Here is a 23,293-nt window from a genome sequence, read left to right on the forward strand (position 1 = left end):
GCCGCTGACCCTACACTCAGTGCGAACAATAAAAAAGAAAGAAAAAGGGCCTCCTTCGGGAGGCCCTTACTATTTGTGGCTTACGGGATCAGCAGGCTTGAACCCTGAGTGCCGCGCCCTTCCAATACCTGGTGCGCATGCTGCGCATCGGCGAGGGCGAACTTCTGTGCTTCCGGCACATCCACTTTGATGGCCCGGCTGGCGATCAGCGAAAACAGCTCGTTACTGGCCTGCACCAGCGCATCACGGGTGGTGATATAGCCGTTCAGCGAGGGCCGGGTGACATACAGGGAGCCTTTCTGATTCAGGATCGCCAGGTTGACGCCGGTCACCGGGCCGGAAGCGTTGCCAAAGCTGACCATCAGGCCGCGACGTTGCAGACAGTCGAGCGAGGCTTCCCAGGTGTCTTTACCGACCGAGTCATACACCACGCGCAGTTTCTTGCCGTGCGTCAGTTCGCTGACGCGTGCGGCAATATCTTCTTCACGATAGTTAATTGTTGCCCAGGCACCGGCATTTTTCGCCAGTTGAGCTTTCTCTGCCGAGCCGACCGTCCCGATCAGATGCGCGCCGAGCGCCTTCGCCCACTGGCAGGCAATCAGCCCGACGCCACCGGCAGCGGCATGAAACAGGAACACCTCGTCGGGCTGTACCACATAGGTCTGACGCAGCAGATAATGCACCGTCAGCCCCTTCAGAAATGAGGCAGCCGCCTGCTCAAAGGAGATGACATCGGGCAGCAGCGCTACCTTATCCACCGGCACGTTGTGAACCTCGCTGTAAGCCCCGAGCGCTGACTGAGCATACACCACGCGATCGCCCGGCTTCAGCACGCTGACGCCCTCACCAACGCGGGTTACCACGCCGGCCGCTTCGGTGCCCAGTCCGCCAGGGAGCGGAGACGGATACAAGCCGCTGCGGACGTAGGTATCAATATAGTTAATGCCAATCGCTTTGTTCTCAACCTGCACTTCGCCCGGGGCCGGATCGGGCACATCAAACTCGACCAGGTGCATCACTTCGGGTGCGCCGTGCTGGCTGATTTGTATACGTTTCGCCATGTTCACTCCTGTGGATTTCGCCGCGATGAGGGGGAGGACGGCAGCCATGCAAACGGGTATACTTGCGCGTCCCCCCACAAGATTTTTGGTATCGCATCACTATGGCAGGAAATAAACCCACCAACAAATCCTACGAAAAATCCGCTGAGAACCGTGAGCCGCGTGACCGCCAGATGGAAGGTCTGAAGCTGCCTCCGCACTCGCTGGAAGCTGAACAGTCGGTGTTGGGCGGTTTAATGCTGGATAACGAACGCTGGGATAACGTTGCCGAGCGCGTGGTGGCGAAAGACTTCTTCAGCCGTCCGCACCGGATGATCTTCGCAGAGATGCAGCGACTGCTGGAGTTGGGGAAACCCATCGACCTGATCACCCTGTCCGAGTCGATGGAAACGAAGGGTGAACTGAGTATGGTGGGCGGCTTTGCCTACCTGGCCGAGCTATCCAAAAATACGCCAAGCGCCGCCAACATCGGCGCGTATGCGGATATCGTCCGTGAACGCGCAGTGGTGCGTGAGATGATCTCAGTCGCCAACGAGATTGCCGACGCAGGCTACGATCCGCAGGGCCGCACCAGTGAAGATCTGCTTGATCTGGCCGAGACCCGCGTCTTTCAGATTGCTGAAAGCCGTGCCAATAAAGATGAAGGGCCGAAAAGCGTCGATCAGATCCTTGAATCGACTATTGAGCGCATCGAGGCTCTTTACCAGACGCCGCAGAACGGCGTCACCGGCGTGGATACCGGCTATGGCGACCTGAACAAGAAAACCGCCGGGCTTCAGCGCTCCGACCTGATTATCGTGGCGGCGCGTCCGTCGATGGGTAAAACCACCTTCGCCATGAACCTGTGTGAAAATGCCGCCATGGAACAGGACAAGCCGGTGCTGATTTTCAGCCTGGAGATGCCCGGTGAACAAATCATGATGCGTATGCTGGCGTCCATGTCCCGCGTGGATCAGACGCGTATCCGTACCGGACAGCTGGATGACGAGGACTGGGCACGTATCTCCAGCACCATGGGGATCATGATGGAGAAGAAGAACATGTACATCGATGATTCTTCCGGCCTGACCCCCACCGACGTCCGCTCCCGCGCGCGCCGCATTTTCCGTGAGCACGGCGGCTTAAGCCTGATTATGATCGACTACCTGCAGCTGATGCGCGTGCCAGCGCTGTCCGATAACCGTACGCTGGAAATTGCGGAAATTTCGCGCTCGCTTAAAGCGCTGGCGAAAGAGCTGCAGGTACCGGTGGTTGCGCTGTCGCAGCTCAACCGTTCCCTGGAGCAGCGCAGCAATAAGCGGCCGATTAACTCCGACCTGCGTGAATCCGGCTCCATTGAGCAGGATGCTGACCTGATCATGTTTATCTACCGCGATGAGGTGTATGAGGAGAACAGCGAGCATAAAGGCATTGCTGAGATCATCATCGGTAAACAGCGTAACGGCCCCATCGGAACCGTGCGCCTGACCTTTAACGGCCAGTGGTCACGCTTTGACAACTATGCCGGTCCGCAGTACGACGACGAATAACACCACTCTGTGGTCGGCCGATAGCCAAGTCGGTCGCCGCATCAGTGTTTGCCCACCTGATAGTGCAGGGGCGACTCTTCTCCCGGTTGCCCCTGACGCCCACCCCGGCCATCGTAAAATAGTGTTGGACAACAACGCCATGAATGCGGTTATCTGTCTGTCAGCAGTCGCCTGAACTGACACCGGCACGGATGAATGATGACCCAGATTGATGATTTTGACCTTAAAATACTGACGTTACTGGAAGCCAATGGCCGCCTGACGAACCAGGAACTGAGTGATATTGTGAAGCTGTCGGCTTCCCAGTGCTCCCGCCGCCGCATTAACCTGGAGCAGGCCGGGTTGATCCTCGGCTACCACGCCCGGCTGTCGCCGGATGCCGTTGGCCTGGGCATGATTGGCCTGATCGAAGTCCGGCTGATCAACCACACGGCCGACTACGTCGAAAGCTTCCACCGCATGGTTGCAGAGCAACCCGCCATTGTCGATGCCTACAAAACCACCGGGGATGCCGACTACCTGCTGAAAGTGGCGGTGGCAGACCTGCCCGGTCTGAGCGCGCTGATCAGCCAGCTGGTCGCCGGGCATCAGAGCGTGTCGCATGTGAAAACGTCGGTGGTGCTTAACCGTCTGAAAGAGAATGGCATCATGTCGGTAAACGAAACGCCGCTGCGCTAAAACGGTGCGCTGACTGCCCCGTTTTTGTGCGTGAACAATGGCTTTCATGCGTAATCCGCGTGATTAAGTGTGCTGATATGCGTGAAGTAACGGAATAACCCTCGTTTTATGCGCGATGTCGATATATAATATTTCCGTTATTCAATGGGTTAATGTTTTGGCTCCTGCGGGTTACGCCTGCAGCCGAAGTCCTGGTGCGATTTTTGCAATGTATTCAGCTATTAACAGAGCAATCATCACCAGAGAATCAATCCAATGGATAACGTCGCACCACCATTCGTAAAAATCCCCCACACGCTGCTGGAAGATGTGCTGGCTATCCTGCTCGGGACGCTGATGGTCTCCTTTGGCGTCACACTATTGAAGCAGGCCGGAGCGCTGACCGGCAGTACCGCCGGTATCGCCTTTCTGATCAGCTATCTGAGCAAGACCACCTTTGGCCTCGCCTTTTTTCTGATCAACATTCCGTTTTACTGGCTGGCGGTAAAACGTATGGGCTGGGCGTTCACGGTCAAAACCTTCTCCGCCGTGGCGCTGGTGTCGCTGTTCAGCCACCTGCACCCCTTATTCATCCATTTTTCCGCGCTGGATCCCTTTTATGCGACACTGTTCGGTAACGTGGTGATGGGGATTGGGTTTATAGTGTTATTTCGCCATAAGGCCAGCCTGGGTGGGATCAATATCCTGGCGCTCTGGCTGCAGGACCGCTACGGGATCCGTGCCGGAAAGCTGCAAATGGCGGTGGATACCTGCGTGGTACTGGCATCGCTGTTTGTGGTGTCGCGCGAAATGCTCATTGCTTCTGTGGCGGGGGCCGTGGTGCTGAATCTGATTATTGCGATGAACCATCGTCCGGGCCGCTACGCCGTTTAGCCCTGCCTGAACTGACCGCGACGTCCGCCGGGGCGTCGAAGGATATCACTGATTATTTAATGGAGACGTGCACCGTGTTTCAAAACGTTGATGCCTATGCTGGCGACCCTATTCTCTCCCTGATGGAGACCTTCAAGCAGGACAGCCGGGCGCACAAGGTGAACCTGAGCATTGGTCTGTACTACGACGCCCAGGGCGTGATCCCGCAGATGAAGGCGGTGGCCGACGCGGAAGCGTTGCTGAACGCGCAGCCACAGAGCGCTTCACTCTACCTGCCGATGGAAGGTCTGCCGCCTTACCGCAGCGCCATCGCCCCGCTGCTGTTTGGCGCGGAACATCCGGTGCTGAAAGCGGGGCGCATTGCCACCATCCAGACGCTGGGTGGGTCAGGCGCGTTGAAAGTGGGTGCGGACTTCCTGAAGTATTACTTCCCGAATTCCCAGGTGTGGGTCAGCGATCCGACCTGGGAAAACCACATCGCCATCTTCGCCGGTGCCGGTTTTACGGTGAACACCTACCCGTGGTATGACGCAGAGACCAACGGTGTGAAATTTACGGCACTGCTGGAAAAGCTGCATACGCTGCCTGCACAGAGCATCGTTCTGCTGCATCCCTGCTGCCATAATCCGACCGGTGCCGATCTGACCGATGCCCAGTGGGATGAAGTGACCGCCGTGCTGCAATCACGCGAGCTGATCCCGTTCCTCGACATCGCCTATCAGGGCTTTGGCGCAGGCATGGAAGAGGACGCTTACGCCATCCGGGCGATAGCGGCGGCGGGCCTGCCAGCGCTGGTCAGTAACTCGTTCTCGAAAATTTTCTCCCTGTACGGTGAACGTGTAGGCGGCCTGTCGATCGTCTGCGATGATGCGGAGGAAGCCTCCCGCGTGCTGGGTCAGCTGAAGGCAACCGTGCGCCGTAACTACTCCAGCCCGCCTAACTTTGGTGCGCAGGTGGTCTCCTGCGTGCTGAATAATCCTGAGCTGAAAGCCAGCTGGCTGGCAGAAGTGGAAGCCATGCGCACGCGTATTCTGGCGATGCGTCAGGCGCTGGTGGAAGGGCTGAGCCTGGCCGTGCCGGGTAAAAACTTCGACTATCTGCTGCAGCAGCGCGGGATGTTTAGCTACACCGGCCTCAGCGCGGCGCAGGTGGATCGGCTGCGTAATGAGTTCGGTATCTACCTGATTGCCAGCGGCCGTATCTGCATCGCCGGTCTGAACCATAACAATGTGCGTCAGGTCGCAGAAGCGATGGCCGCCGTGATGTAATCCCCCTGCCGGCCGGAGCAAACCGGCCGGCAGTCTCCGCTTTTTTACTTTTCAGGTTTACCTTTTCGCCACTTGCTGCACACTTAACGCATCGGTTTAGTTAAGGAGTCGTACTTATGTGGTATCAGCAAACCCTCACTCTGAGCGAAAAACCTCGCGGTTTTCATCTGGTTACTGATGAAATCCTCAGCGAACTGCGTCGGTTAAGTGATGTGCAGACCGGACTGCTGCATCTGCTGCTGCAGCATACGTCTGCCTCTCTGACGCTGAATGAGAACTGTGACCCGACGGTCCGCGCGGATATGGAGCAGCATTTTTTGCGTTCCGTACCGGAAAATGCACCGTATCAGCATGACTATGAAGGGGCGGATGATATGCCTGCCCATATAAAATCTTCTCTGCTGGGCACCTCGCTGCTGCTGCCGATTAGCCGTGGGCGTCTGATGCTGGGCACCTGGCAGGGTATTTATCTGGGTGAACACCGCGTTCGCGGCGGCGCCCGACGGATTGTGGCGACGCTACAGGGGGACGATTAAGCATGAAGGTATCCGATCTACTGACGTACTGCATGGCCAAGCGCGGGGCAGAGCAGAGTGAGCATGAGGAGTGGCAGGCGACGCAAATCAAAGCAGATGGCGTACTGTTTGCCATGCTGTACGACCTGCATGGTCGGCCTGCGGTGGCGCTGAAAAGCACGCCCGCACTGGCAGAACTGATCCGCGATCAGCACAGCGACGTGCAGCCCAGTGAGCATCTGAATCCCTCGCACTGGAACACCGTACTGCTGGACGGATCGTTAAAGGACTCACAGATTTATTACCTGGTGGATGCCTCTTTTCAGCAGGTGCAGAAGTAACGTCCGGGCCAGAGGGCTGAAACAAGAGCGGCTATGGTCGCTCTTCTTGACCAAAGGTCTAATCCGTCCGCTTCAGGTCTGCATCATCCAGTCCTGAATAATCTGGCCATACAGCCGCTCCGCCTCCTCCAGGCGAGACAGCAGGCAATATTCATCGGTCTGGTGCGCCATCGAGGGTTCACCGGGGCCGAGAATAATACAGGGCGGATGCCCGAGCGCCGGTAACAGCAGCGAGGCATCGGTAAAGTAGGGCACAATGCTGGGTTGTAGCGGCCGGTCGTGCAGCGGCTGGCAGCGCTGATACACCTGTTGGATCCACGCATGCGCATCGCTGCTTAATACTGCAGGCAGATCCACCAGGGTCGATATCGTCACCGTCTCTCCCAGCAGGGTGGTGAGCTGCTGGCGAATGGTGGCGTGCTGCAGATTGGGCGCGCTGCGGATATCCACATCAAAACGCGTGCGATCCGGCACTGAATTAATATTCAGCCCGCCTTCGATGCGCCCGACGTTCAGCGTCGGCTGCTTCATCAGCGGATGGGGGGCTCCCGGCGAGAAAGTACGGATTTTACCAATAGCCTCTGCCGCCAGATAAATTGCATTGATCCCCAGCTCCGGCATTGCCCCGTGGGCGGTTTTCCCCCGCGTTTCACAGCGCAGCCACAACGCGCCTTTATGCCCGATAACCGGGTAGTTCGCCGTTGGTTCGCCGACGATCAGAGCCCCCACCCCGGGAAGCTGTCCCGCTTCAGTCAGCGCGCGGGCCCCGTCGCAGCCCGTTTCTTCGCCACCGGTGAGCAGCATCACCACCCCGCTACCGGCAAGAATGCTCTGCTTTTCGCGAACGCAGGCGACGGCAAACGCCGCGATTGCCGCCTTCATATCGCTCGATCCTCGCCCGTAAAGGCGATCCTCTTCGATCTCACCGAAAGGATCGTATTGCCATGCGGCACTGCCGAGGGGAACCGTATCGAGATGGCCGGTAAACGCCAGCGGCTTGCCGGGCCCTGTTCCGACCAGCCGGGCGACCGCATTCCACCGTCCGGTACCGAACGACGTCAGGGTGACCTCAAAGCCCTGTTCACGCAGCCAGTCGGCAAGAAACTGCATACAGGCCGCTTCGTTACCCGGCGGATTGATGGTATCAAAGCGCAGCAGCTGCTGCGCCAGTTCGCGGGTGCTGACGGCTTCCATCAGCCGCGCTCCGTCAGCCAGTCAAGGCAGTTGATCCACAGCTGGCGGTAGCCCGTCCATCTGGCGAACTCCTCCGGCAGCCAGTGCGCCGACATATCGCTGGTCCACACCAGCGAGCGGCCCTGCTGATATTCGCGTACTGCAACCAGTGGATGCGCAGTCCCGGCAATGGTGGCCAGCAGTTTGCCCTCTGGCTGCATCTCGACTTCGTTATAGCCCAGCAGCCATGGCCATTCAGGAGGCAGATCGTTAAACAGAGGGTGCGCTTCCGTCACACTGGCATAGCAGCCTTCCGGCGTTTCGATGCGGTCGTCGCACGCCAGGCACCTGACCGGCAGCACTTTCTCCACGGCAGTATTGCGATAGCGCGCGCCGCCGTTAATTCCCTGGAAGCTGTAATAGCCGCCAATCATCATCAGCGCGCCGCCAGCTGCCACATAGTCGTGGATCAGCGTCAGGCGGTTAGCGGTTCGGCGGCTTTTCAGCCAGGTATCCGGGTGCAGCAGCAGCGTGTTAGCCCCGATATCGGACAGGATGATTGCATCCCAGCTTTGCAGTTCCGCCAGCGTCAGCGGGAAATCGGTGGCTGCGGCATGGGCGGGCATATGGGTAATGGCGTAGTCACTGTCTGCCAGCGCGGCCATAAAATCGGTTGCTCCGCTGTGCCAGGTCGCTGTCGCAAACTGGTCGAAGCCTTTTACGTGCGTTGAGGTGCTGGTCCAGGACTCACCTACCAGTAAAATTTTCTTCTGCATCATTGTTCCTCTTTTACCCGCCAAACACGCGCTGCGGATTTGCCATCATTAAGGTCTCAAGCTGTTCGCCGCTGACGCCGTGACGCCTCAGACGGGGAACAAAATGTTTAAGAATGTAGCCATAGCCGTGGCCGCCGTAGCGGGTCAGCATGGTTTTCAGAAACACGTCCTGCGACAGCAGGATGTGATTAATAAAGCCGTCGTCAATCAGCTCGCGAATGGCGCGCGCGTTCTCCTCATCGGAGGGCGACTGGGCCGATTCATCGGCGTAGTAAAAGCTCATACCAATCATGTCGTATTCGAGAAATGCGCCGCGCCCGGCAAGTTCCCGCTGATACGTTTTGTCGGCAAAGCTGGGATTCATGTGGCACAGCACCGTATGGCGGAGATCGGCCCCTTCCTCTTGCAGAATATCCAGCACCTTGTGCCCCAGTCGTTCCCAGCCCGGAAGATGCACCTCAATCGGTACGCCGGTTGCCGCACTGGCACGGCCGGCGGCGCGCAGCGATTTTTCTTCATCGGCGGTAAAGCGACTGGAAACGCCGATTTCGCCAATCAGTCCGGCCATCACCTCCGGCTTCTCCTCCGCACCGCCAAGGTCGTAAATCAGCCTGTCGGCCAGTTGTTCTACGCTGGTGGTTTTCACCCATTCAGGATGTGACGGCTCCAGATACAGCCCGGTGCCCATAATGATATTCAGGCCGGTCAGGCGGGCGATGCGCTGTAGCGCTTTCGGATCGCGGCCGATGCCGATATTGGTCGGATCCACCACCGTTTCACCGCCCAGGGCACGGAACTTCATCAGCTCGTCGATCGCCACATCGACATCAAACAGCTGGCAGTTATCGCGGCTCATCAGCGGGTTGAGCGACAGCTCGCCGAGGTTTTCCATTTTCACCGGCATTTCGGCCAGATGACGATCGCTACAGCAGCAGGGCGGTACCCATTTGCCCGAGGCATCCAGCAGAATATGCTCATGCATCAGCGTTACGCCCATTTCTGCCAGCGGCAGCGGGCCCAGCACCGTCATCACATAGCCGCTGCGGATACCGATTGGTAGCGGCTCCGGGTGACGAAAAATCGAACCTTTCATCAGCTATCCTTTCGCTGCAGAGCGGGTAGGGTTGAGAATGCGCGTGTTCAGCCAGATGGCCAGCAGGATAATGGTGCCGGTGGCGATCTGGGTGTAAAACGGCGAGATATGCGACAGGATCAATCCGTTCTGGATAACCGCAATGGACAGCGCGCCGAGCAGGGTGCCAATAATGGTCCCGAAGCCGCCAAACAGGCTGGTGCTGCCAAGCACTACTGCGGCAATGACCTGCAGTTCAAAGCCTTCGCCCTGGTTGGAGGAGCCGCTGCCCAGACGGGCCGTGATGATCATCCCGGCCAGCGCTGCCGCCATACCGCTGAGGATATACACCTTCATGGTGACGGCTTTGGTGTTGATACCGCTGCGTCGGGCGCCTTCAGCATTGGCACCGATGGCGGTTACGTAGCGGCCAAAGCGCATATGATTCAGCACGATATGGCCGATAACCAGGATGACGATACCGATCAGCGCCGGCATCGGAATGCCCATCACCCAGGCCCGCCCCATAAAGGTAAACAGGCTGTCGGCCGGGATCGGGATGGAATAGCCCTGAGTGACCAGCAGCGCCACACCGCGTACCACCGCCAGCGTGGCCAGCGTGACGATAAATGCCGGAATACCTTCATAGGCAATAAAGAAGCCGTTAATCGCGCCGACCAGGCCACCGAGCAGCAGCCCGCCGAGCAGCACAACCGGCCACGGCAGTCCCCAGTTGTTCAGGGCGATGGCCGAGAGCGCCCCCACCAGGGCGAGGGTCGACCCGACCGAGAGGTCAATGCCGCCAGTGGTGATCACCAGAGTCATCGCCGTGGCGACAATCAGCAGGGGCGCACTCTGGCGGATAATATTCAGCCAGTTTGTGCTGCTGAGGAAGTGGCTGGTGATCAGGGAAAACACCACGCAGCAGAAGATGAAAAACAGCGCAATGCTGACCACGCCCGAATGGTTGTGCAGCAGTCGGCGCGGCAGGGAATGCTGGATCGTGCGGGAGCCGCTTACGTTCATGATACTCATCCTGTTACCTCAGTGTGCTGCCGCAGAGTGGGCGGTGAATTTCTCACCCACAATCAGATTGACGATATCGCTCAGGCTGGTGTCAGCCACCCGGCGATCCGCGACGTTGGTGCCTTCGTACATCACCATGATCCGATCGCAGACCAGGAAAAGATCCTGCAGGCGGTGCGTAATCAGGATCACGCTGACCCCGCGCGCAGAGACGCGGCGGATAAGCTCAAGCACGGCTTCCACTTCCGCCACCGCCAGCGCCGCGGTCGGTTCATCCATAATCAGTACCTTCGGGTCGAAGGCCGCCGCCCGGGCAATGGCAATCGCCTGGCGCTGACCTCCGGAGAGGTTGCGGACCAGCATCCGGGTATCCGGAATTGAAATGCCAAGCCCTTTCAGCATGTCACGCGCATCGGCGTGCATTTTGCTCTGGTCGAGAAACGGAATGCCGAGCAGGGATTTCATCGGCTCGCGGCCCATAAAAAGATTTCCGGCCACATCCACCGTGTCGCACAGGGATAAGTCCTGGTAGACCATCTCGATATGACAGCGGCGTGAGTCCGCCGGGTTGGAAAAATGTTGCTGTTCACCGTCGATGCGGATGGTACCGCTGGTGGGCACCACCGCCCCGGAAAGGACTTTGGTCAGCGTGGATTTTCCCGCGCCGTTATCCCCCACCAGGCCGAGCACTTCGCCCGGGGCCAGCTGCAGATTCACGCCGCGCAGTGAACGTATCGACCCGTAGGTCTTGGTGATATTGACCATCTCTACCCGAGCCGGGGCAGGTTGTGACTGCTGCATCTGATAACTCCCATCGGTGTGGCAGGGAAATGTTTGCCGTCCGGCGAAAAAGGCCTCATTCAGCACGGTCTACAGTCTAGTAAACCGGTTTACCTGCAGAATGAAGCTTTACTCTCACCATCAGGACAAACGCTACAAAGATATTTGTTCGCCAGTCAGAACATTGCAGCTTCCGTGCCAGGCGCAAAATACCGCGTACGCCACCGATATAAGGTCCTGTAATACAACGTTTTTAAACGGAATCATCAGGTAAACCGGTTTACTTAGTATACTGAAAAGGAAAAAGAGTGATCGAAATTTGCGCCAAAACTGTGCAGTTTTGCGCCATTTTGAGACGGAGTTAACAATGCTGGATAGAATCGCGGCCAATCCATTCGACGGGAAGACGTGTTTCAGCAGGGATATCACTCTCATTATTCAGCAGGCGCAGCATGATCCCGACGGCGGTACGGCCCAGTTCCCGTGCGGGCTGGCGGATGGTGGAGATCCGCGGTTGGGTAAAGTCGGCGTAATTGGCATCATCGAAGCCCACCAGAGATAACGCTTCGGGAGCCTGCAGCCCGCAGGCGCGCAGGCCGTCGAGCAGCCCGAGCACCAGATAGTCACTGGCGGCGAACACGGCGGTAGGGCGGGTAGGCTGGCTGAACAGGCGCTGCAGAGCCTGCTGGCCGAACTCGCGCTGATACTCTCCGTACATCACCCACTCCGGCGGCCAGCTTAATCCTGCCTGCTTCATGGCGGTGCAAAAGCCCTGGAAACGTTCGCGCACGCTCATCAGCTCATCCGGCCCGCCGACAAAGGCGATGTGACGGTGTCCGGCCGCGATCAGCTTTTCCGTGGCGATGCGTCCGCCCTGCACATTATCAGCAAACACCTTGGGCACGCTGCTGCCGGGGATATCTTCATCCAGTAACACAATGCGCTGGTGGCGCTGGATCTCTTTACGTAACAGCCCGTTATCAGGGCGGTTTGTGGTGAACAGCAGACCATCAACCTGGCAGGTATCCAGCCAGCGAATAAACTGGCATTCCTTATCAGGATTATTGCGGGTGATGCACAGTACCAGGCTGTAGCCACTGACGGAGGCTGCCTCTTCGGCGGCATCGGCCAGTTCGGCAAAGAAGGGGTTGGTAATATCGGGCAGCACGAGGCCGAGGGTTTCACTGCCGCCTTTACTCAGGCGGCGTGCCAGGCTGTTGCCGCGATAATCAAGTTCGCGAATGGCCGTTTCAATGCGGTCAATGGTCTCCTGCGGCAGCACAATGCTGTGATTCATATAGCGAGACACCGTCGCTTTGGACAGCGAAGCCCGCCTCGCTACATCGGATAACAACACGCGTTTTATGCTCATTTTCCACGCCATTTTTCTCCAGGAGGGCTATCTGTAACATAAGTTAGCGTCACGCCAGTAGTCTTTTATCGGGGCTGACGGGCGATCAAATAAACACTTGACAAAAATTTCGCAGCGGAGAATTGTATAAACAGTTTACCGCCTTACCCGGGAAGTCATTCCCAAACCGGCCAGACCCCATTTCAGTCGCGCACCGCAACGGACCGGATGCCGAAATGAGGAATAGCAGGTCTTTGTTGCAACCGGATCCTGTCCGGCGCATTCATCTGATATTTGCCCGCCAAAAAAATCCCTCTGCGCTGCCTGGCGACGCGGACACAGCTGTTTTTCGCTCATTATTTTTCGAGGGTACTGATGATGATATTTAACACCAGAAAATGGCATTTGATGGCAACGGCTTCGGCATTACTGGCTTCAGCTTTGGTGATTTCAGCGGCAAAGGCGGCAGATACCTATGCGCTGGTGCAGATTAACCAACAGGCACTGTTCTTTAATCTGATGAACAAAGGTGCCCAGGATGCTGCAAAAGCCAGTGGTAAAACATTAGTCATCTTTAATGCCACCGATAATCCGGTAGCGCAAAGTGATGCTATCGAAAACTATATTCAACAAGGCGTGAAGGGCATTCTGGTTGATGCCATTGATGTGAATGGCATTATGCCTGCGATCAAAGAGGCCGCCGCCGCTAATATTCCGGTTATTGCAATTGATGCCGTATTACCGCCGGGACCGCAGGCTGCACAGGTCGGTGTGGATAATAGCGAAGGCGGTAAAATTCTGGGCAAATACTTCGTTGAGTATGTTGGAAAAGAGATGGGTGGCAAGGCGCGCCTGGGCATCGTCGGGGCGCTGAACTCGGCAATTCAGAATCAGCGACAGAAAGGCTTTGAAGAGACGCTGAAAGCCCATCCAGGCATCACCATAGCCGATGTGGTGGATGGCCAGAATGTCCAGGATAACGCCATGACAGCGGCAGAAAATCTTATCACCGGTAATCCCGATTTGACGGCGATTTATGCCACGGGTGAACCGGCTCTGCTGGGAGCTATTGCGGCAGTAGAAAACCAGGGGCGACAGAAAGAGATTAAGGTCTTTGGCTGGGATCTGACGGCAAAAGCGATTGCCGGCATGGATGGCGGCTACGTGACTGCCGTCCTGCAGCAGGACCCGGAAAAAATGGGGTCGGAAGCCCTGAAAGCGTTAAACACCCTGACGGCGGGTAAAAGTGTGCCGAAAACCATTCTGGTTCCGGCCACGGTGGTGACCAAAGCGAACGTTGACCGTTACCGCACGCTGTTTAAATGATCGCTGACTCGCCGCGCGTGCCTAACAGCGCGGCGAGTTCAGCGCTCTGGGGGAAAGCAGAAAGCGTGCCCCTGCGGCTGACCGTTATGGCGGCAGCCTGACTGGCGTGAGTCAGGGCTAACGCATCGGGCGCCACGCCGCGCAGCAGGGCGGAAGCCAGCATCACCGCCAGGAAAGTGTCGCCCGCCCCGGTCGTATCCAGCACGCTGGCGGCGGTCGCCGGGCAGAACTGGCGCTGACCCTGGCGGATTAGCCAGGCCCCGGCGGCACCCTGCGTGATCACCAGCGTGGCAACGCCCTGTGGCTGTAGCTGTCCCGCTTCCGATTCGTTGACGACGGCGATATCAACCAGCGGCCACAGTTGAGCAAAATCCGGGTTGACCGGTGAAGGGTTAAACACAGTGGTTAAACCACGCGCTTTCGCCAGCCGGAACAGGGCACGGGTTTTCTCCAGAGAAAAATTCCCCTGTTGCAGCAGGATATCCCCGGCGCGGGCATCGGCCAGCAACGGCTCGATAGCCTCCAGGTGAAAGGCATCGGCAGCGGCGGTGGTGGTCATAATGGCATTATCGCCGTCAGCACTATTGAGAATAATTGAGGTGTCGCTATGGCGATAAACAGGTTGAGTGGGTAACAGCGTTAGGGGTTCTCTGATTATCTGCTCACGTATCCACGATCCGTTGCTGTCACTTCCTGTGGCGGCAATTAACCGGGTGTCGATACCGCAGCGGGACAATATGATCGCCTGATTCGCGCCTTTTCCGCCGATATCCTGCGACACTTTATTTCCATGAATCGATGATCCCTTTTGCGGAATATCCGCAATGGACCAGGTTTCATCGACGGTAATATTACCAGCCACATAAACACGCATCGTGTTTCCTTAAAAGGATGAAGAAGATGGTTTCTATCTCAGCAGAAAAAACTGACGCAATACAAGCTATTTTTTCACGTAAGAAAGCCGTGATAGGTGTTATTCACTGCGATCCCTTTCCAGGGTCACCAAAATATCGTGGTAAATCAGTGAAGGATATTATTGAGCGCGCCTTACGTGATGCGGAAAATTATATTAATGGCGGCGTTCATGGCCTGATTATTGAAAATCATGGTGATATTCCTTTTTCCAAACCGGACGATATCGGGCCGGAAACCTCTGCCCTGATGGCGGTGATCACCGAAAAAGTCCGTGAGCGTTTTGGCGTGCCGCTGGGCATTAACGTGCTGGCGAATGCCGCAATCCCGGCGCTGGCAACGGCGCTGGCAGGCGGCGCGGACTTTGTGCGCGTCAACCAGTGGGCGAATGCCTACATTGCCAACGAAGGGTTTATTGAAGGTGCGGCAGCCAAAGCCCTGCGCTACCGCAGCCAGCTGCGTGCGGAACATATCCGCGTGTTTGCCGACAGCCATGTGAAGCACGGCAGCCATGCGATTGTTGCCGACCGTTCAATCCAGGAATTAACCCGCGATGTCGACTTTTTCGAAGCCGATGCGGTGATTGCCACCGGGCAGCGCACCGGGGACAGCGCGACGCTGGGCGAAATTGATGAGATCCGTGCGGCGACGGAGCTGCCGCTGTTAGTCGGGTCCGGGGTCACGCCAGCTAACGTGTGTCAGATCCTCAGCCGTACCCAGGGCGTGATCGTAGCCAGTGCGCTGAAATCAGACGGCGTGTGGTGGAATGACGTAGAGCTGGCGCGGGTGAAACACTTTATGTCCGTCGCGCAGGCGGTGCTGGAGGAGGTATGACAGAGGCATTCAGTGAACGTCTGCTGCGCGAGCACCAACCCGCGTGGCAGGCCATGCAGCAGCACCCTTTCGTCACGGATATTGAGCAGCAACAGCTGCCGGCGGCAGTGTTTAATCGTTATCTGGTGTTTGAGGGGCAATTTGTCGCCACGGCGATCGCTATCTTTGCCCTGGGTGTCAGTAAAGCGCCTGATATTCGCTCACAGCGCTGGCTGATCGGCGTCCTCAATGCGCTGGTGGATACCCAGATCCCCTGGTTTGACGCCGTGCTGGCCCGGCGGCAGATCAATCCTGCCGACCATCCGGGCGATCTGCCCGGGGTTCGCCGCTTTGACGACGGGATGCGACAGGCGGCGCAGGAAGGCAGCTATGCGGAGATTATTACCCTGATGTTTGGCGCGGAATGGATGTATTACCACTGGTGTCACCGGGTGAGTGAACAGACGCTGCAGGATGACGACGTGCGATGCTGGGTATCTATACATGCCGGAGAGGCCTTTTACCAGCAGGCATGCTGGCTGAAAGAGGAACTGGACCGCTGTGCAGACGCGTTGAGTGAGGCAGAAAAGCAGGCGCTTTCGGCGCTTTACGGCAGAGTGCTGCAGTGGGAGATCGATTTTCACACGGCGGCGTACCCCGGGTGAAGGGGGATGACGGGGCCGGCCGGAACAAAGGGCCTCCCCGTGGCAGCAGGGGCGGACCTGCTTTCCCGGTCCGCCCGTTATCGTCACCGTTACGCGCGCAGCGTATCGATATCAATGACAAAGCGGTATTTCACATCGCTTTTCAGCATACGTTCGTAGGCTTCGTTGATCTCGTTGATATTGATCATCTCAATATCTGAGACGATGTTGTGCTTGCCGCAGAAATCCAGCATCTCCTGGGTTTCTTTAATGCCGCCAATCAGTGAACCGGCAATGCTGCGACGCTTAAAGATCAGGTTAAACACCTGCGGTGATGGATGGTCATGTTCTGGCGCACCGACCAGCGTCATGGTGCCATCACGGCGCAGTAGCGTGATAAACGGGTTCAGGTCATGCTGTGCGGCAACGGTGTTAAGAATGAAGTCGAAGCTGTTGGCGTGTTGCGCCATCTGGTCGGCATCCTTCGAAATCACCACTTCATCTGCACCCAGACGCTTCCCGTCTTCAATTTTTGACGGTGAGGTGGTGAACAGGACAACGTGCGCGCCCATCGCATGGGCAATCTTAACACCCATGTGGCCAAGGCCACCCAGACCGACGATACCGACCTTTTTACCCGGGCCGACGCCCCAGTGGTGCAGCGGAGAGAAGGTGGTGATACCGGCGCACAGCAGCGGAGCCGCACCGGCTGGATCCAGGTTTTCCGGAACGCGCAGCACGAAGTCTTCATGCACCACCACCTGCGTGGCGTAACCGCCAAAGGTGATGTCGCCGCTGATGCGATCCTGACCGTTATAGGTGCCGACAAAGCCTTCTTCGCAATACTGTTCCAGGTCTTCTTTGCAGCTGTCACAGGTGCGACAGGAGTCGACCATGCAGCCCACACCGACCAGATCGCCCACTTTGTATTTGTGCCCGTGTGCGCCGACAGCCGTCACGCGGCCAACAATCTCATGGCCTGGCACCACCGGGAAGATGGTGTTGCGCCATTCATTGCGTGCCTGGTGCAGGTCAGAGTGGCAAACGCCGCAGTACAGCACTTCAATCTGCACATCATGTTCACGCAGTTCGCGTGGCTGGTACTCAAACGGAGCCAGCTTCGATTTCGCGTCCTGGGCTGCATAAGCATGCGTAATATTCATTGGATTCTCCAGTTATTGATGATGTGGCGCAGTGGCCGTGAGGGTGGGAGCCGGCAGTGGAAATGCCTCGCCGTATCCGCAAAATGATGAGGGTTAAGCATAGTCAGATAATGGGGTGGGGGGTATGTCCAAAACTCGCTAACTCTTGCCTGATTCTGCAAGATTTTGTGGAGATGGTAACAAAAGTGCAGCAAATAGCGGGAAAAGCTATGGCAGAAAAAAACGGGCCGGTGAGGAACCGGCCCGTCTGATTTAGCCCTGTAACAGCGGCTTGAGGAAGCGGGCGGTGTGCGATCGTTCGCACTCTGCCACGGTTTCCGGCGTGCCGGACACCAGGATCTCGCCGCCGCCGCTGCCGCCCTCTGGCCCCAGGTCAACGATCCAGTCAGCGGTTTTGATCACGTCAAGGTTGTGCTCAATCACCACGATGGTGTTGCCCTGGTCGCGCAGCTGGTGCAGTACGGCCAGCAGCTGTTCGATATCGGCAAAGTGCAGGCCGGTGGTCGGTTCATCCAGAATATACAGCGTCTGGCCCGTCCCGCGCTTCGACAGCTCACGCGCCAGCTTCACGCGCTGCGCTTCGCCGCCGGACAGCGTGGTGGCAGACTGACCGAGCCGGATGTAGGACAGGCCGACATCCATCAGCGTTTGCAGCTTACGCGCCAGCGCCGGCACGGCATCGAAGAATTCACGGGCTTCTTCAATGGTCATCTCCAGCACTTCGTGGATGCTCTTGCCCTTGTACTTCACTTCCAGCGTTTCGCGGTTATAGCGTTTGCCTTTGCACTGGTCGCACGGCACATAGATATCCGGCAGGAAGTGCATCTCAACCTTGATCACCCCGTCGCCCTGGCAGGCTTCGCAACGCCCGCCGCGCACGTTAAAGCTGAAGCGGCCCGGCGTGTAGCCACGGGTACGGGACTCCGGCACCCCGGCGAACAGCTCACGGACCGGCGTAAAGATCCCGGTGTAGGTCGCCGGGTTAGAGCGCGGCGTGCGGCCAATCGGGCTCTGGTCAATATCGATCACCTTGTCGAAGTGCTCCATACCGGTGATATCACGGTACGGTGAGGCTTCGGCAATGGTTGCACCGTTTAACTGGCGCTGGGCAATCGGGAACAGCGTATCGTTGATCAGCGTCGATTTCCCGGAGCCGGAGACCCCGGTCACGCAGGTAAACAACCCGACGGGCAGCGTCAGGGTGACATCCTTGAGATTGTTACCGCTGGCCCCCGTCAGCTTCAGCACTTTCGACGGGTCGCCTTTGACGCGCTGCTCCGGGATGGCGATGCCGCGTTTGCCGCTGAGGTACTGTCCGGTCAGCGAGTCCGCGACCGCCATAATGTCATCGACGGTGCCTTCAGCGACAACCTGACCGCCGTGCACCCCGGCCCCCGGGCCGATATCGATCACATGGTCGGCGGCGCGAATGGCATCTTCGTCGTGCTCGACCACAATCACCGTGTTGCCGAGATTGCGCAGATGCACCAGCGTTTCCAGCAGGCGCTCGTTATCGCGCTGGTGCAGGCCAATGGACGGCTCATCCAGTACGTACATCACACCGACCAGACCGGCACCGATCTGGCTGGCCAGACGAATACGCTGGGCTTCCCCGCCGGAAAGCGTCTCGGCGGAGCGGGACATCGACAGGTAGTTCAGGCCAACGTTGACGAGAAACTTCAGGCGATCGCCAATCTCTTTCAGCACTTTTTCCGCGATTTGCGCCCGCTGGCCGCTAAGTTTCATGTTCTGGAAGAACTCCATCGCATGGCCAATGCTCATATCAGAGATGCTTGGCAGCGTGGTGTTTTCCACAAAGACGTGGCGTGCTTCGCGACGCAGGCGCGTGCCGCCGCAGCTGGTGCAGGAGCGGTTGCTGATATATTTCGCCAGCTCCTCACGCACGGCAGACGATTCCGTCTCTTTATAGCGGCGTTCCATATTGTGCAGCACGCCCTCAAACGGGTGACGGCGCACGGAGGTATCGCCCCGGTCGTTGACGTATTTAAATTCGATATTCTCTTTGCCTGATCCGTAGAGGATCACCTTGCGGCTCTCATCTGGCAGGGAACTGAACGGCGCTTCGATATCAAATTTCAGGTGCTCCGCCAGCGAGCGCAGCATCTGGAAGTAGTAGAAGTTGCGGCGGTCCCAGCCGCGGATAGCGCCCCCCGCCAGCGACAGATCAGGGTTTTGTACCACGCGGTCCGGGTCAAAATACTGCTGCACGCCCAGACCATCACAGGTTGGACAGGCTCCGGCCGGGTTGTTAAAGGAGAACAGCCGTGGTTCCAGCTCGTTCATGCTGTAGCCACAGATGGGGCAGGCGAAGTTAGCGGAGAACAGCAGCTCTTCGGCGCTGGTGTCGTCCATATCGGCCACCACCGCGCTGCCGCCGGACAGCTCAAGGGCGGTTTCAAACGACTCTGCCAGACGCTGCGACAGGTCTTCACGCACCTTAAAGCGGTCAACCACCACTTCAATGGTGTGCTTCTTTTGCAGTTCCAGCTTCGGCGGATCCGACAGGTCACACACTTCCCCGTCAATACGGGCGCGGATATAGCCCTGGCTGGCCAGGTTTTCCAGCGTTTTGGTGTGCTCACCTTTACGATCCTTCACAATCGGTGCCAGCAGCATCAGGCGGCGGCCTTCCGGCTGGGCCAGCACGTTATCCACCATCTGGCTGACGGTCTGGGCAGCCAGTGTGACGTCGTGATCCGGGCAGCGCGGCTCGCCCACACGGGCAAACAGCAGGCGCAGATAGTCATGAATTTCCGTGATGGTACCGACGGTGGAACGCGGGTTATGCGACGTGGATTTCTGTTCGATCGAAATGGCCGGTGACAGCCCTTCGATATGATCGACGTCCGGTTTTTCCATCAGTGAGAGGAACTGGCGCGCATAGGCAGAAAGCGACTCTACGTAGCGACGTTGTCCTTCCGCGTAAAGCGTATCGAACGCCAGCGAGGACTTACCAGAACCTGACAGACCGGTGACGACAATCAGCTTATCGCGCGGAATGGTCAGGTTAATGTTTTTCAGATTGTGGGTGCGGGCACCCCGTACTTCTATCTTATCCATTCACAATTCCCGGATTAGCACAAAACCTCACCATGCCTGCCCGGCACGGCCAGAAAGAAACGCATTATTATGGCACAAAAAAACCTGAATGGATAACCAGTGTTTTGGCGTAGAATGCCATGCGCAACGATGTCATACTGCAACGACAGCCCCCGTTTTTCGAGGCAGCGCCTAAATGTAGGATCTCAGGGTAGCCCATGATAGAATTTTGCGCCTAGACTTACAGAACGAACATTAACCGGAGAGAGCAACATGGCCAGCAGAGGCGTAAATAAAGTAATTTTAGTCGGAAATCTGGGTCAGGACCCGGAAGTTCGCTACATGCCGAATGGCGGTGCCGTTGCCAACATTACTCTGGCGACCTCCGAAAGCTGGCGTGACAAGCAGACCGGTGAAACCAAAGAGAAAACCGAGTGGCACCGTGTTGTGCTGTTCGGCAAGCTGGCCGAAGTGGCGGGCGAATACCTGCGTAAAGGTTCTCAGGTTTACATTGAAGGCGCACTGCAGACCCGTAAATGGACTGATCAGGCAGGCGTAGAGAAGTACACCACTGAAGTGGTTGTCAACGTCGGCGGTACCATGCAGATGCTGGGCGGTCGTGCTCAGGGTGGCGGCGCACCTGCGGGCGGCGGTCAGAGCGGTGGCAACAACAACGGTTGGGGCCAGCCACAGCAGCCACAGGGCGGCAGCAACAACCAGTTCAGCGGCGGCGCGCAGCAGTCCCGTCCGCAGCAGGCCCCACAGCAGAACAGTGCACCGGCAAATAACGAACCTCCGATGGACTTCGATGACGATATTCCTTTCTAAGAAAGGATCGCGATGACTCTCGCTGAATAAGCCCCGCACTGCGGGGCTTTTTTTATGCCCTGAATTAAGAGAGGGTCTGAATAAACCTTCAGGCAGAGCGAAGACGTGTCTGGCAGGGCGTTATTTTGTCTAAAGCGGTTTTGTAAGTGTAAATTTCTAAGGAGTAACTTATATCCAGCCTCATGCGGAATGATAATCAGAATTAACTTATCTCAGTGCAGAGGCTGATGATTAAAAAAGCAATATTACGCTACTTTTGCTTGATATCCCCTTTTTTGAATGGATAATGTCCGAAAATTATAACGTCTAATTTCTCTGTAAACGGACTTTCATTAGAATGACTTTATCTTTTCGCTTTATTCAGCGCCGGGAGATCGCGCCTGTGCTTATGGGTGCGGTGCTGGCTTATTCTTCCCCCACTCTGGCTGCCCTGTTGCCCGACAGTGATGCCCGCCAGGCTGCCAGCCTGGATGCCCGGGAGCAGCTGCGACAACAGGCGCGGGAACGAGCGTTACAGCAGCAAAATGCGCCGGAAAGTGATGTCCGTCTGACGCGCCCCGGTGAGGTACTGCCGGACTACCCCACGAATGAAAAACCCTGTTTCCCCATTCAGACTCTGCGTCTTAACGGCGATCTTGCGCCCCACTTTCAGTGGGCGCTGGCGGCGGCAGACGGGGCAAAAGGCCGTTGCCTCGGCGGACAGGGGATTATGCTGGCCCTGAATAAGGTGCAGAACGCCATTCTCGCTGCGGGTTATGTCACCACGCGCGTAATGGCGCAGGAGCAGGATCTGACAACCGGCGTGCTGACGCTGACGCTCCAGCCGGGGCGCATTGACCATATTCGTTTCAGCCAGCCGGTGTCCTGGCGTGCCCGCATGTGGAATGCCGTCCCCGCCTCACCCGGCGACGTGCTGAATCTGCGCGATATTGAACAGGGGCTGGAAAACTTTCGCCGCGTACCGAGTGCGTCGGCCGATATCAGTATCCTGCCCGGCGGGCGCGATGGCACCAGCGATCTGCAGGTGAACTGGGCAGAGGGACGCCCGGTGCGCCTCAGCCTGGGACTGGATGACAGCGGTTCCAAAAGCACCGGCCGCTATCTCGGATCCGCCACGCTGGCCGTGGACGCCCCGTTTGCCCAGAACGACCTGTTTTATGCCAACATCGGTAAAGATCTCTTCGATCACGGCCCGTTTGGCAACCGTTCCCATACCCTGAATTATTCTGTGCCGTTCGGCTACTGGGGGCTGGCCGCCAACTATAACAACTACACCTATCACCAGAACATCGCCAACGCCAACGAGGTGCTCAGTTACAGCGGGAAGAGCGACAACGTGCAACTGACACTGTCCCGCCTGCTGTTCCGCAATCAGCTGCATAAAACCACACTGAATATGCGCGTCTGGCGTAAGCACTCGACGAACGCCGTCGACGGTATTGATATCGAACAGCAACACCGCCGGACGGCGGGCTGGGAGTTTGGACTCAGCCAGCGCAGCTACTTCAGCGATGCCACGCTGGATGCCAGCATTAACTGGCGGCGCGGCACCGGGGCCTTCGGCGCGCTGCGCTCCCCGGAAGAGGACACCCACAGCGGCAGCGCCCGTACCGGCATTGCCCTCGGAGATATCAGCCTGAACCAGCCGTTTACCCTGGGTGAAGAGCCGTGGCGCTATGTGACCAGCCTGCGCGGGCAGTGGAGCGCAAACCCGCTGACCCCCCAGGAACGTCTGGCGATTGCCGGGCGCTACACCGTGCGCGGCTTTGACGGGGAGCAGATCCTCTCCGGTGAGAAAGGGCTGATCTGGCGCAATGAGATGGCGTGGAATGTGCTGTCGCGCGGGCATGAGCTTTACGTCGCGCTGGACTACGGCCGCGTTGACGGGCCCGGCACGCGTTATCTGTCCGGGCATCAGCTGGCGGGCAGCGCCGTGGGCGTGCGCGGGGCGCTGTGGCGACGGTTCAGTTACGACCTGTTTGCCGGCGTGCCGCTGTATAAACCTGAACAATTCCACACATCAGGCGCCACGGCGGGCTTCAGCGTTAACCTGGAAATTTAACCGGCCGGCCGCCTGAGCGACAGCCGCATACTTCACTGAACG

General features: G+C 57.7%; 21 protein-coding genes. 11 read left to right on the top strand and 10 right to left on the bottom strand.

Annotated elements, in window-relative coordinates; genetic code table 11:
- Positions 1-80 precede the first annotated feature (80 nt).
- Positions 81-1,061 carry a quinone oxidoreductase gene (locus tag ACZ3HG_RS22355; protein WP_191936014.1) on the bottom strand — a complete coding sequence of 327 codons (981 nt, stop codon included), beginning with the start codon at positions 1,059-1,061 and terminating at the stop codon, positions 81-83.
- Positions 1,062-1,162: 101 nt separating this feature from the next.
- Here ACZ3HG_RS22355 and dnaB point away from each other — a divergent pair, with 101 nt between their 5' ends.
- The 6 genes from dnaB (at position 1,163) to ACZ3HG_RS22385 (ending at position 6,265) form a co-directional block, all read left to right on the top strand.
- Complete coding sequence (gene dnaB, locus ACZ3HG_RS22360; RefSeq protein ID WP_062748321.1) at positions 1,163-2,590, top strand: replicative DNA helicase; 1,428 nt, start codon at positions 1,163-1,165, stop codon at positions 2,588-2,590.
- Between the two features lie 198 nt (positions 2,591-2,788).
- Positions 2,789-3,268: an Lrp/AsnC family transcriptional regulator gene (locus ACZ3HG_RS22365; RefSeq protein WP_062748319.1), complete on the top strand. Its 480-nt coding sequence runs from the start codon at positions 2,789-2,791 to the stop codon at positions 3,266-3,268.
- Between the two features lie 255 nt (positions 3,269-3,523).
- A complete protein-coding gene (locus ACZ3HG_RS22370; protein ID WP_137270015.1) occupies positions 3,524-4,141 on the top strand; it encodes a YitT family protein in 618 nt (205 codons plus the stop codon).
- A 74-nt stretch (positions 4,142-4,215) separates the two neighbouring features.
- A complete protein-coding gene (locus tag ACZ3HG_RS22375) occupies positions 4,216-5,409 on the top strand; it encodes an amino acid aminotransferase (protein ID WP_137270016.1) in 1,194 nt (397 codons plus the stop codon).
- A 116-nt stretch (positions 5,410-5,525) separates the two neighbouring features.
- Positions 5,526-5,945, top strand: coding sequence for a secondary thiamine-phosphate synthase enzyme YjbQ (locus tag ACZ3HG_RS22380; protein ID WP_062748313.1), 420 nt, complete (start codon positions 5,526-5,528; stop codon positions 5,943-5,945).
- A gap of 2 nt (positions 5,946-5,947) precedes the next feature.
- Entirely contained in the window at positions 5,948-6,265 is a 318-nt protein-coding gene (locus ACZ3HG_RS22385) for an MmcQ/YjbR family DNA-binding protein (RefSeq protein ID WP_465334490.1), read from the top strand.
- A gap of 72 nt (positions 6,266-6,337) precedes the next feature.
- Here ACZ3HG_RS22385 and ACZ3HG_RS22390 read toward each other — a convergent pair whose 3' ends face one another.
- The 6 genes from ACZ3HG_RS22390 to ACZ3HG_RS22415 all read right to left on the bottom strand — a co-directional run bounded on the left by ACZ3HG_RS22390 (position 6,338) and on the right by ACZ3HG_RS22415 (position 12,476).
- Positions 6,338-7,459, bottom strand: a complete 1,122-nt coding sequence (locus tag ACZ3HG_RS22390; RefSeq protein WP_465334492.1) for a M20 family metallopeptidase — start codon at positions 7,457-7,459, stop codon at positions 6,338-6,340.
- Positions 7,459-8,214 (bottom strand): glutamine amidotransferase, encoded by a 756-nt coding sequence (locus ACZ3HG_RS22395; RefSeq protein WP_465334494.1) that lies wholly within the window; start codon positions 8,212-8,214, stop codon positions 7,459-7,461. Before ACZ3HG_RS22395 ends, ACZ3HG_RS22390 begins: the two co-directional genes overlap by 1 nt.
- A gap of 13 nt (positions 8,215-8,227) precedes the next feature.
- Positions 8,228-9,307, bottom strand: a complete 1,080-nt coding sequence (locus ACZ3HG_RS22400) for a phosphotriesterase family protein (protein ID WP_137270018.1) — start codon at positions 9,305-9,307, stop codon at positions 8,228-8,230.
- A 3-nt stretch (positions 9,308-9,310) separates the two neighbouring features.
- Entirely contained in the window at positions 9,311-10,312 is a 1,002-nt protein-coding gene (locus ACZ3HG_RS22405; RefSeq protein WP_465334497.1) for an ABC transporter permease, read from the bottom strand.
- Between the two features lie 18 nt (positions 10,313-10,330).
- Entirely contained in the window at positions 10,331-11,077 is a 747-nt protein-coding gene (locus ACZ3HG_RS22410; protein ID WP_161975976.1) for an ATP-binding cassette domain-containing protein, read from the bottom strand.
- A 376-nt stretch (positions 11,078-11,453) separates the two neighbouring features.
- Entirely contained in the window at positions 11,454-12,476 is a 1,023-nt protein-coding gene (locus ACZ3HG_RS22415) for a LacI family DNA-binding transcriptional regulator (protein WP_465334499.1), read from the bottom strand.
- Between the two features lie 342 nt (positions 12,477-12,818).
- On the opposite strand from ACZ3HG_RS22415, the gene ACZ3HG_RS22420 reads away from it, so the two are divergent.
- Complete coding sequence (locus ACZ3HG_RS22420; protein WP_062748381.1) at positions 12,819-13,769, top strand: ABC transporter substrate-binding protein; 951 nt, start codon at positions 12,819-12,821, stop codon at positions 13,767-13,769.
- On the opposite strand, the gene ACZ3HG_RS22425 is transcribed toward ACZ3HG_RS22420, so the two are convergent.
- Positions 13,762-14,643, bottom strand: a complete 882-nt coding sequence (locus ACZ3HG_RS22425; protein ID WP_465334501.1) for a ribokinase — start codon at positions 14,641-14,643, stop codon at positions 13,762-13,764. The two genes, ACZ3HG_RS22420 and ACZ3HG_RS22425, sit on opposite strands and share 8 nt — an antisense overlap.
- 26 nt (positions 14,644-14,669) lie before the next feature.
- Here ACZ3HG_RS22425 and ACZ3HG_RS22430 point away from each other — a divergent pair, with 26 nt between their 5' ends.
- Both ACZ3HG_RS22430 and ACZ3HG_RS22435 read left to right on the top strand, forming a co-directional pair.
- Positions 14,670-15,515, top strand: coding sequence for a BtpA/SgcQ family protein (locus tag ACZ3HG_RS22430; protein WP_191935613.1), 846 nt, complete (start codon positions 14,670-14,672; stop codon positions 15,513-15,515).
- Entirely contained in the window at positions 15,512-16,159 is a 648-nt protein-coding gene (locus ACZ3HG_RS22435) for a TenA family protein (RefSeq protein WP_191936016.1), read from the top strand. Before ACZ3HG_RS22430 ends, ACZ3HG_RS22435 begins: the two co-directional genes overlap by 4 nt.
- 89 nt (positions 16,160-16,248) lie before the next feature.
- Here ACZ3HG_RS22435 and ACZ3HG_RS22440 read toward each other — a convergent pair whose 3' ends face one another.
- A complete protein-coding gene (locus tag ACZ3HG_RS22440; protein ID WP_191935611.1) occupies positions 16,249-17,301 on the bottom strand; it encodes an NAD(P)-dependent alcohol dehydrogenase in 1,053 nt (350 codons plus the stop codon).
- A 252-nt stretch (positions 17,302-17,553) separates the two neighbouring features.
- Entirely contained in the window at positions 17,554-20,382 is a 2,829-nt protein-coding gene (gene uvrA, locus ACZ3HG_RS22445) for an excinuclease ABC subunit UvrA (RefSeq protein ID WP_191935610.1), read from the bottom strand.
- A 252-nt stretch (positions 20,383-20,634) separates the two neighbouring features.
- On the opposite strand from uvrA, the gene ssb1 reads away from it, so the two are divergent.
- On the top strand, positions 20,635-21,189 hold the full coding sequence (ssb1, locus tag ACZ3HG_RS22450; RefSeq protein ID WP_062748286.1) for a single-stranded DNA-binding protein SSB1: 555 nt from the start codon (positions 20,635-20,637) through the stop codon (positions 21,187-21,189).
- A 337-nt stretch (positions 21,190-21,526) separates the two neighbouring features.
- On the top strand, positions 21,527-23,251 hold the full coding sequence (locus tag ACZ3HG_RS22455) for a ShlB/FhaC/HecB family hemolysin secretion/activation protein (RefSeq protein ID WP_191935609.1): 1,725 nt from the start codon (positions 21,527-21,529) through the stop codon (positions 23,249-23,251).
- Positions 23,252-23,293 lie beyond the last annotated feature (42 nt).

Source organism: Erwinia sp. PME.40.26/001 (genome assembly GCF_055556675.1).

Bases quoted from the DNA above. Each gene is read 5' to 3' on its own strand.
- ACZ3HG_RS22355 (WP_191936014.1), bottom strand. From the start codon at position 1,061: ATGGCGAAACGTATACAAATCAGCCAGCACGGCGCACCCGAAGTGATG.
- dnaB (WP_062748321.1), top strand. From the start codon at position 1,163: ATGGCAGGAAATAAACCCACCAACAAATCCTACGAAAAATCCGCTGAG.
- ACZ3HG_RS22365 (WP_062748319.1), top strand. From the start codon at position 2,789: ATGACCCAGATTGATGATTTTGACCTTAAAATACTGACGTTACTGGAA.
- ACZ3HG_RS22370 (WP_137270015.1), top strand. From the start codon at position 3,524: ATGGATAACGTCGCACCACCATTCGTAAAAATCCCCCACACGCTGCTG.
- ACZ3HG_RS22380 (WP_062748313.1), top strand. From the start codon at position 5,526: ATGTGGTATCAGCAAACCCTCACTCTGAGCGAAAAACCTCGCGGTTTT.
- ACZ3HG_RS22385 (WP_465334490.1), top strand. From the start codon at position 5,948: ATGAAGGTATCCGATCTACTGACGTACTGCATGGCCAAGCGCGGGGCA.
- ACZ3HG_RS22390 (WP_465334492.1), bottom strand. From the start codon at position 7,459: ATGGAAGCCGTCAGCACCCGCGAACTGGCGCAGCAGCTGCTGCGCTTT.
- ACZ3HG_RS22395 (WP_465334494.1), bottom strand. From the start codon at position 8,214: ATGCAGAAGAAAATTTTACTGGTAGGTGAGTCCTGGACCAGCACCTCA.
- ACZ3HG_RS22400 (WP_137270018.1), bottom strand. From the start codon at position 9,307: ATGAAAGGTTCGATTTTTCGTCACCCGGAGCCGCTACCAATCGGTATC.
- ACZ3HG_RS22405 (WP_465334497.1), bottom strand. From the start codon at position 10,312: ATGAACGTAAGCGGCTCCCGCACGATCCAGCATTCCCTGCCGCGCCGA.
- ACZ3HG_RS22410 (WP_161975976.1), bottom strand. From the start codon at position 11,077: ATGGTCAATATCACCAAGACCTACGGGTCGATACGTTCACTGCGCGGC.
- ACZ3HG_RS22415 (WP_465334499.1), bottom strand. From the start codon at position 12,476: ATGGCGTGGAAAATGAGCATAAAACGCGTGTTGTTATCCGATGTAGCG.
- ACZ3HG_RS22420 (WP_062748381.1), top strand. From the start codon at position 12,819: ATGATGATATTTAACACCAGAAAATGGCATTTGATGGCAACGGCTTCG.
- ACZ3HG_RS22425 (WP_465334501.1), bottom strand. From the start codon at position 14,643: ATGCGTGTTTATGTGGCTGGTAATATTACCGTCGATGAAACCTGGTCC.
- ACZ3HG_RS22430 (WP_191935613.1), top strand. From the start codon at position 14,670: ATGGTTTCTATCTCAGCAGAAAAAACTGACGCAATACAAGCTATTTTT.
- ACZ3HG_RS22435 (WP_191936016.1), top strand. From the start codon at position 15,512: ATGACAGAGGCATTCAGTGAACGTCTGCTGCGCGAGCACCAACCCGCG.
- ACZ3HG_RS22440 (WP_191935611.1), bottom strand. From the start codon at position 17,301: ATGAATATTACGCATGCTTATGCAGCCCAGGACGCGAAATCGAAGCTG.
- uvrA (WP_191935610.1), bottom strand. From the start codon at position 20,382: ATGGATAAGATAGAAGTACGGGGTGCCCGCACCCACAATCTGAAAAAC.
- ssb1 (WP_062748286.1), top strand. From the start codon at position 20,635: ATGGCCAGCAGAGGCGTAAATAAAGTAATTTTAGTCGGAAATCTGGGT.
- ACZ3HG_RS22455 (WP_191935609.1), top strand. From the start codon at position 21,527: ATGACTTTATCTTTTCGCTTTATTCAGCGCCGGGAGATCGCGCCTGTG.